The sequence below is a fragment of the Kitasatospora sp. A2-31 genome (assembly GCF_022288725.1).
GTDB lineage: Bacteria > Actinomycetota > Actinomycetes > Streptomycetales > Streptomycetaceae > Kitasatospora.
Window position 1 is genome coordinate 1 of record NZ_JAKNTA010000054.1, and the last position, 8,651, is coordinate 8,651.

General features: G+C 71.9%; 5 protein-coding genes and 2 pseudogenes. All 7 read right to left on the reverse strand.

The features are described from left to right. The coding region (locus tag MCM47_RS43645) for a thiamine pyrophosphate-dependent enzyme (protein WP_238951207.1) at positions 1 to 351 on the reverse strand (351 nt) is incomplete at its 3' end. Between the two features lie 135 nt (positions 352 to 486). Then, a pseudogene (locus MCM47_RS38835) lies at positions 487 to 2,457 on the reverse strand (2-oxoacid:acceptor oxidoreductase subunit alpha); the annotation flags it as partial. Positions 2,458 to 2,825: 368 nt separating this feature from the next. Continuing rightward, complete coding sequence (locus MCM47_RS38840; RefSeq protein WP_238949835.1) at positions 2,826 to 3,488, reverse strand: response regulator transcription factor; 663 nt, start codon at positions 3,486 to 3,488, stop codon at positions 2,826 to 2,828. 276 nt (positions 3,489 to 3,764) lie between these two features. Continuing rightward, the gene (locus MCM47_RS38845) at positions 3,765 to 4,775 is read right to left on the reverse strand and encodes a polyprenyl synthetase family protein (RefSeq protein ID WP_238949836.1); all 1,011 of its coding nucleotides are present in this window, start codon (positions 4,773 to 4,775) and stop codon (positions 3,765 to 3,767) included. Positions 4,776 to 5,098: 323 nt separating this feature from the next. Further along, on the reverse strand, positions 5,099 to 6,736 hold the full coding sequence (nuoN, locus tag MCM47_RS38850; protein WP_238949837.1) for an NADH-quinone oxidoreductase subunit NuoN: 1,638 nt from the start codon (positions 6,734 to 6,736) through the stop codon (positions 5,099 to 5,101). Continuing rightward, entirely contained in the window at positions 6,733 to 8,370 is a 1,638-nt protein-coding gene (locus tag MCM47_RS38855) for an NADH-quinone oxidoreductase subunit M (protein WP_238949839.1), read from the reverse strand. The genes nuoN and MCM47_RS38855 overlap by 4 nt, the downstream gene beginning before the upstream one ends. A 34-nt stretch (positions 8,371 to 8,404) precedes the next feature. Further along, positions 8,405 to 8,651 (reverse strand): annotated as a pseudogene (locus MCM47_RS38860) (NADH-quinone oxidoreductase subunit L); the annotation flags it as partial.

Here is an 8,651-nt window from a genome sequence, read left to right on the forward strand (position 1 = left end):
CCCGCCGATGGACAGTGCGTCGCCGTCGCCCGTCACCACCCAGACACTGAGGTCCTGCCGCGAGGAGGCCAGACCGGTGGCGATGGCCGGCGCGCGCCCGTGGATCGAGTGCACCCCGTAGGTGTTCATGTAGTAGGGGAACCGGGACGAGCAGCCGATCCCGGAGACGAAGACGGTGTTCTCCCGCTTGATCCCCAGCTCCGGCATGAACGCCTGCACCGCCGCCAGGATCGCGTAGTCACCGCAGCCCGGGCACCAGCGCACTTCCTGGTCGGTCTTGAAGTCCTTGGCGCTCTGCGGCGCTTCTGCCTTCGGTACCAGCTTCAGCGAGGGGAACTGCTGCTCGCTCATCGGTTGTCCTCCTCGCTCGCCGAACCGGCGGTCGTGTCGACGCTCGCACCGGCCGGCGGTCCAGCCTGCGCGGCAGGCGGAGCGGCCGGCGGACCGGCGGGGCGGGCCGGGGGGGGGGGCGCCCCCCCCCGAACCGATCGCCGCCCACAGCACGTCGGCCAACTGCGCTGCCTTGAAGGGAAGTCCGCGCACCTGGTTGTAGGACTGCGCATCCACCAGGTACCTGGCCCGCAGCAGCAGCGCCAGCTGCCCGAGGTTCATCTCGGGAACGATGACCTTCTCGTAACTCCTCAGCACCGTACCGAGGTTGGCCGGGAACGGGTTGATGTTCCGCAGGTGGGCCTGGGCGATGCGGCCGCCGTCCGCCCGGACCCGCCGCACGGCCGCGGTGATCGGGCCGTAGGTCGAACCCCAGCCGAGGACCAGCACCCGCGCCTCGCCGTCCGGGTCGTCGACCTCCACCGGCCGGACGGCGATTCCGTCGACCTTGGCCTGCCGGGTGCGGACCATGAAGTCGTGGTTGGCGGGGTCGTAGGAGATGTTGCCGGTGCCGTCCTGCTTCTCGATGCCACCGATCCGGTGCTCCAGACCGGGCGTGCCGGGCACCGCCCACGGGCGGGCCAGGGTCTGCGGATCGCGCAGGTAGGGCCAGAACGAGCCGTCCTCGCGGTTCGGGCCGGTCGCGAAGCCCGGGGTGATCTCGGGAAGTTCCTCGACCTCCGGGATCCGCCAGGGCTCGGAGCCGTTGGCCAGGTAGCCATCGGAGAGCAGGAAGACCGGGGTGCGGTAGGTCACCGCGATCCGGGCCGCCTCCAGCGCCGCGTCGAAGCACTCGGCCGGGGTGGCCGGGGCGACGATCGGCACCGGCGCCTCGCCGTTGCGGCCGAACATCGCCTGCAGCAGGTCCGCCTGCTCGGTCTTGGTCGGCAGTCCGGTGGACGGGCCGCCGCGCTGGATGTCGACCACCAGCAGCGGCAGTTCGAGCGACACGGCCAGACCGATGGTCTCGCTCTTGAGCGCCACGCCCGGGCCGGAGGTGGTGGTGACGCCGAGCGCGCCGCCGAAGGCGGCGCCGAGGGCCGCCCCGATGCCGGCGATCTCGTCCTCGGCCTGGAAGGTGCGGACGCCGAAGTTCTTGTGCTTGCTGAGCTCGTGCAGGATGTCCGAGGCCGGAGTGATCGGGTAGGAGCCCAGGTAGAGCGGCAGCCCGGCGCGCTGCGCGGCGGCGATCAGACCGTATGAGAGGGCCAGGTTGCCGGAGATGTTGCGGTAGCGTCCGGCCGGGAGCTTGGCCGGCGGCACCTCGTAGGAGACCGCGAACGACTCGGTGGTCTCGCCGAAGTTCCAGCCCGCCCGGAAGGCGCTGATGTTGGCCTCGGCGATCTGCGGCTTCTTGGCGAACTTGCTGCGCAGGAAGGACTCGGTGCCGTGGGTGGGCCGGTGGTACATCCAGGAGAGCAGGCCCAGCGCGAACATGTTCTTCGCCCGTTCGGCGTCCTTGCGTGTGAGCCCGCTGTCCTTGAGCGCCTCCAGCGTCAGCGTGGTCAGGGGCACCTTGTGCAGGTGGTACGCCTCCAGCGAGCCGTCGGCCAGCGGGTCCGCAGGGTAGCCGACCTTGGACAGCGCGCGCTTGGTGAACTCGTCGGTGTTGACGATGATCTCTGCGCCGCGTGGCAGGTCCGGCAGGTTGGCCTTGAGGGCGGCAGGGTTCATCGCCACCAGGACGTTGGGCGCGTCCCCCGGGGTCAGGATGTCGTGGTCCGCGAAGTGCAGCTGGAAGGACGAGACACCAGGCAGCGTGCCGGCGGGGGCCCGGATCTCGGCCGGGAAGTTGGGCAGGGTGGAGAGGTCGTTGCCGAAGGACGCCGTCTCCGAGGTGAAGCGATCGCCGGTGAGCTGCATGCCGTCGCCGGAGTCCCCGGCGAACCGGATGATCACCCGGTCGAGTCTGCGGATCGGCTTGGCGCGCCTAGGCTGCGGACTGCCCGGCACGGCGGGGCCGGATCGGCCGCCACCGGGCCCGGGGCGGCCCTCGGCGCCCGGGCCGTCCACTGCTTCTGACTGATCGACCTGACTGGTCACTGCCGCGGACCTCCTCGTGGGCACCAGCCGCGGGCGTGAGCCGTGTGCCCCGTCCGCCTGGTGCACCTCTCGCATCCTATGCGGGTGAGGATTGCCTGGGACGGAACTAACCGATGCGGCAGGAAGCTGCCGATGTCGCTGCCGCTGTATCCAGGTACAACGCCTGCGGCATGCGCTCCCATACCGGGCCCGCGAACGCTTGTTCGGGTGCGCACCGAATTCGGCGGCCGCCCGGGTGACGGGGCTGCCGGCGGCCGCCCGGGCGGGTCGCGGACGGGTCGCGGACGGGTGTGCGGGCGGTCGCCTGGGCGGGTCGCGGGTAAGTGCCGACGGCCGCCCGGGCTCCTGGAGGGGCGGCCGCCCGGGCCGGCGGACGGGTGACCGCGGGGCGGTCAGGAGTTCAGGTAGGTGAGCACGGCCAGCACCCGGCGGTGGTCCTCCGGGCTCTGGGCCAGGCCCAGCTTGAGGAAGATGTTGCTGACGTGCTTCTCCACGGCGCCGTCCGACACCACCAGCTGCTTGGCCACCGCGGTGTTCGTCCGGCCCTCGGCCATCAGCCCCAGCACCTCGCGCTCGCGCGGGGTCAGCCCGGCCAGTACGTCGCTCTTGCGGCTGCGGCTGAGCAGCTGCTGGACCACCTCCGGGTCCAGCGCGGTGCCGCCCTCGGCGACCCGGACCACCGCGTCCACGAACTCGCGGACCTCGGCGACGCGGTCCTTCAGCAGGTAGCCGACGCCCCGGGTGGAGCCGGCCAGCAGCTCGGAGGCGTACCTCTCCTCCACGTACTGCGACAGCACCAGCACGCCCAGCTCCGGGTAGAGGCCGCGCAGCGTGACGCAGGCGCGCACGCCCTCGTCGGTGTGGGTCGGGGGCATCCGGACGTCGGCGACCACGACGTCCGGCAGCGTGCCGGCCGTGGCCAGGTCGTGGACGGCCTTGAGCAGGGCCTCGCCGTCGCCGACGCCCGCCACGACCTCCAGGCCCCGGTCGGTGAGCAGCCGGGTGAGGCCCTCCCGGAGCAGTACGGAGTCCTCGGCGATGACGACGCGAAGCATGGTGGCCTTCCGGGTTGGCGCGGCTGCGGGCTGGACTGACGGAGCCAGTCTTCCCTACTCGCGACAGCGCCGGGCGGCGAATCCCATCGGCGGCCCGGGGTCCGGACGGCCCGCAACCGCACCGGGCGCGGCACCGGGCACCGGGGGCCGGGGGCCGGGGTGGGACCGGGGCCGGGGTGGGACCGGGGCCGGCGTGCGGGCCGGGGCCGGCGTGCCGGGCCGGGGCCGGCGTGCGGGCCGGGCGGGCCACTTCGTCGGGCCGCTCCCCCCGGGCGGTCACATCGTGCGGATGGCCACCGCGTCGCAGAGGCCCTGGAGCGCCTCCTTGGCCGGGCCCTCGGGCAGCGGGTCGAGGAGCGCGCGGGCCTCCTCGGCGTGCCGCAGGGTCTCCCGGCGGGCGAGCTCCAGCGCGGGGTGGCGGCGCAGCAGCCGCAGCGCCTCCGCGTGCAGCTCGTCGTCGTCGAGGGAGCCGGCGACCAGCTCGCGCAGCCGCACGTCGGCCGGGTCCGACTCGTCCACCGGCAGCTGCTGGAGCAGCAGGGTGGGCAGGGTCGGGATGCCCTCGCGCAGGTCGGTGCCGGGAGTCTTGCCGGACTCGTGGCCGTCGCTGGCGATGTCGAGCACGTCGTCGGCCAGCTGGAAGGCGATGCCGATCCGCTCGCCGTAGGCGCTGAGGATGTCGACCACCCACGGCTCGGCACCGGCCAGGAGTGCTCCTATCCGGCAGGAGACGGCGATCAGGGAGCCGGTCTTGCCGGCCAGCACGTCGAGGTAGTGGCGCAGCGGGTCGTCGTCCGGCCCGGGGCCGGCGGTCTCCAGGATCTGGCCGGTGACCAGCCGCTCGAAGGCGTCGGCCTGGAGCCGGACGGCGTCGGGGCCGAGGTCGGCGAGCACCTGGGAGGCACGGGAGAAGAGGAAGTCGCCGGTGAGGATGGCGACCGAGTTGTCCCAGCGCGAGTTGGCGCTGGGGGCGCCGCGGCGCACCGGGGCCTCGTCCATGACGTCGTCGTGGTAGAGGGTCGCCAGGTGGGTCAGCTCGACCACCACGGCGGCCGGGACCACGCCCGGGGCGTTGGCGTCGCCGAACTGGGCGGAGAGCAGCACCAGCAGCGGGCGGAAGCGCTTGCCGCCGGCCTCCATCAGGTGGCTGGCGGTGAGGGTGATGAACGGGACGTCGCTCTTCACGGCCTCGGTGAGCGCGTTCTCCACCGCGTCCATCCCGTACTGGACGTCGCGGGTCAGATCGCGGTCCTGCACGCTGAGCCCAAAGGGTCCCACGACGGTCACGAAGACCACTCCTCTGTCCCTGGTCGATCTAGCGGCCTGGTCCCTGAGTGCCGCCGCTGGCCATACAGGCAGGGTATCCGGTCGCGAGTGGATCACTGCACGGGCGTGCGGGTCCTGTCATGGTCGGGCTGTATCGGCTGGTCAGGCGCGATGCCGGGGCGACTCGTCCGGGCCGCGCGGATAAAGCGCGGCCCGGACGGAAGGGGCCTCCCGGCGGGCCCCCTCCGAGCCTTCCGGCGGGGGACCTGACGGACCCGCGGACACGCTCCGAACGGGACCCGGACAGACCCCTGACGGGTCTGCGACCGACTCCGGACGAGGCCTCAGCGGACGAAGAGCGACGCCTTCGACGCGAGGTCCAGGAAGTACTGCGGCAGCAGTCCGAGTCCGAGGGTGACCAGGACGCCCATGCCGATCGCGGTGGCGGTGAAGGCGCTCGGGATGACCACCGTCGGCCCGCCGGGCTGCGGGTCGGAGAAGAACATCAGCACGATGACCCGGATGTAGAAGAACGCCGCCACCGCCGAGCTGAGCACGCCCACGATCACCAGCGGGGTCGCGCCGCCTGCCGCCGCGGCCTGGAAGACCGCGAACTTCCCGGTGAAGCCCGAGGTCAGCGGGATGCCCGCGAAGGCCAGCAGGAACAGCGCGAAGACCCCGGCGACGAGCGGGGAGCGCCGGCCCAGCCCGGCCCAGCTGGACAGGTGGGTGGCCTCGCCCTTGGAGTCCCGGACCAGGGTGACCACGGCGAAGGCGCCCAGCGTCACGAAGGAGTACGCCAGCAGGTAGAACAGCACCGAGCCGAGGCCCTGCTTGTTGGTGGCGATCACGCCGGTCAGGATGAACCCGGCGTGCGCGATCGAGGAGTAGGCGAGCAGCCGCTTCACGTCCTGCTGGGTGACGGCGAGGATCGCGCCGACCACCATGGTCAGGATCGCCACGCCCCACATCACCGGCCGCCAGTCCAGCCGGAGGCCGGGGAAGGCGACGTAGAACAACCGCAGCAGGGCGCCGAAGGCGGCCACCTTGGTCGCGGCCGCCATGAAGCCGGTGACCGGCGTCGGCGCTCCCTGGTAGACGTCCGGGGTCCAGGAGTGGAACGGCACCGCGCCGACCTTGAAGAGCAGTCCGACCGCGAGCATCGCCAGGCCGATCAGCAGCAGTGCGTCGTTCTGGGTGGTGGAGAGCAGCGCGGGGGTGGCGAGCGCCTTGCCGGAGATCACGTCGGAGATGTCGCCGAGCCGCACGCTTCCCGCGTACCCGTAGAGCATGGCGGTGCCGAACAGGAAGAACGCCGAGGCGAAGGCGCCCAGCAGGAAGTACTTGACCGCCGCCTCCTGGGAGAGCAGCCGGCGGCGCCGGGCCAGCGCGCAGAGCAGGTAGAGCGGGAGGGAGAGGACCTCCAGCGCCACGAACATGGTCAGCAGGTCGTTGGCGGCGGGGAAGAGCAGCATGCCGCCGACCGCGAACATGGTGAGCGGGAAGACCTCGCTGGTGGTGCGGCCGGCCCGGACCGCCGCGCGCTCCTGCTCGCCGCCGGGGGTGGCGGCGGCCTGCGCGGCGAAGGCGTCGGCCGGTTCGCCGCCGGCCTTCGGCTCCAGTCGCCGCTCTGCGTAGGTCAGCACGGCGACCACGGCGACCAGCAGGATCACGCCCTGGAGGAAGAGCGCGGGGCCGTCCAGCGCGACCGCGCCCATCGCCAACAGGTCCACCTTGGTCGACCCGTAGCCCTGGGCCGCGAGCACCACCACGGCGGTGAAGGCACCGACCAGGCCGATCAGCGCCAGCCAGACCTGCGCCCAGTGCCGGTGCCGGCGGGGCAGGAAGGCCTCCAGCAGGATGCCGGCGACGGCGGCGCCGAACACCACCAGCATCGGGGAGAGCTGGCCGTACTCGACATGCGGCGCCGGGATGCTCGGGCTGTTGCCGCCCGCGGCGGCGAGCCATCCGGTGGTGCTCACTTGTGCTCACCTCCTGAGGGGGCTGCTCCGGGGTGGCCGGCGACCGGGTGGGCCGGGGCCGGGTCGGTCTGGTGGACCTGCGTCAGCGTCGCGTCCACCGCCGGGTTGACGATGTCGGTCAGCGGCTTCGGGTAGACACCGAGCAGGATGGTCAGGGCCACCAACGGGGCGACGACGGCGAGTTCGCGTGCCTTGAGGTCGGGCATGGCGCTCACCTCGGCCTTGACCGGACCGGTCATCGTGCGCTGGTAGAGCAGCAGCGCGTAGAGCGCGGCGAGCACGATGCCGAAGGTGGCGACGATGCCGATCGCCGGGTACCGGGTGAAGGTGCCCACCAGCACCAGGAACTCGCTGACGAACGGGGCGAGGCCGGGCAGCGAGAGGGTGGCCAGGCCGCCGATCAGGAACGTCCCGGCGAGCACCGGGGCGACCTTCTGCACGCCGCCGTAGTCGGCGATCAGGCGCGAGCCGCGGCGGGAGATCAGGAAGCCCGCGACCAGCATCCACGCGGCGGTGGAGATGCCGTGGTTGACCATGTAGAGGGTGGCGCCGCTCTGGCCCTGGCTGGTCATCGCGAAGATGCCCATGATGATGAAGCCGAAGTGCGAGATGGAGGCGTACGCCACCAGCCGCTTGATGTCCTTCTGCCCGACCGCCAGCAGTGCGCCGTAGACGATCCCGATCAGTGAGAGGACCAGGATCGCCGGGGCGAAGGTCTTCGAGGCGTCCGGGAAGAGACCGAGGCAGAAGCGGAGCATCGCGAAGGTGCCGACCTTGTCCACCACCGCGGTGATCAGGACGGCCGTCCCGGCGGTGGCCTCGCCCATCGCGTTCGGCAGCCAGGTGTGCAGCGGCCAGAGCGGGGCCTTCACCGCGAAGGCGAAGAAGAAGCCGAGGAACAGGGCCTTCTCCGCGGTGCCGCTGAGCACCAGCTTCCCGTCGGCGATCGCCGAGGTGAGCGTCGGCAGGTCGAAGGTGCCGAAGCCCTGGTCCTGCGCGATCACGTAGAAGCCGACCACGGCGGCCAGCATGACCAGACCGCCGAGCAGGTTGTAGAGGAGGAACTTCACGGCCGCGTAGGAGCGCTGGCGCGCCGACTCCGGGCCCCCGGCCCGGTCCCCGAAGCCGCCGATCAGGAAGTACATCGGGATCAGCATGGCTTCGAAGAACACGTAGAAGACGAAGAGGTCGGTGGCGTAGAAGGAGACGATCACCATCGCCTCCACTGCCAGGATCAGTGCGAAGAAGCCCTGGGTCCGCCGCCGGTTCTCGAACGACCCGTCGGGCGACTCCTGGCCGGGCGGGTCGGCGTCGTGCCAGGAGGCCAGCATCACGATCGGGACCAGGACGGCGGTGAGCAGCGCCAGCACGGTGCCGATGCCGTCCACGCCGAGCGAGAAGCTGATGCCGAACGAGCGGATCCAGCTGTAGGACTCCGTCAGCTGGTAGCGCGCGCCGGCCGGGTCGAACCGGCCCGCCACCGTGGCCGCCAGGGCCAGGGTGACGGCCGAGGTCGCGAGCGCGACGGCCTTGGTGGTCCGCCGCCGGGCCGCGGTGGACCCGGCGGGCAGCGCCGCGGTGAGCACCGCGCCCGCGGCCGGGACGGCGCAGGTCACGGTCAACAGGTGACTCATCGCCGCACCCCCGGAGATGAACTGGGCCTATTCATCAGACGGACCTCATCAGGAGAGTCGTGGCGACCAGCACCAGCGTGCCGCCGAACATGGAGAGCGCGTACGAACGGACGTAGCCGTTCTGGATCCGGCGCAGCCGGCTGGAGATTCCGCCGATGGCTGCGGCCAGGCCGTTGACGATGCCGTCCAGGCCGCGGCTGTCGAAGTAGACCAGTGCCGCGGCCAGCGCCGAACCGGGGCGGACCAGGACGGCGTGGTTGAAGTCGTCCTGGAGCAGGTCA

What these genes read in the sequence shown, in the direction of transcription:
- MCM47_RS38840 (WP_238949835.1), bottom strand. Translation starts at nt 3,488, where the DNA reads ATGCTTCGCGTCGTCATCGCCGAGGACTCCGTACTGCTCCGGGAGGGC.
- MCM47_RS38855 (WP_238949839.1), bottom strand. Translation starts at nt 8,370, where the DNA reads ATGAGTCACCTGTTGACCGTGACCTGCGCCGTCCCGGCCGCGGGCGCG.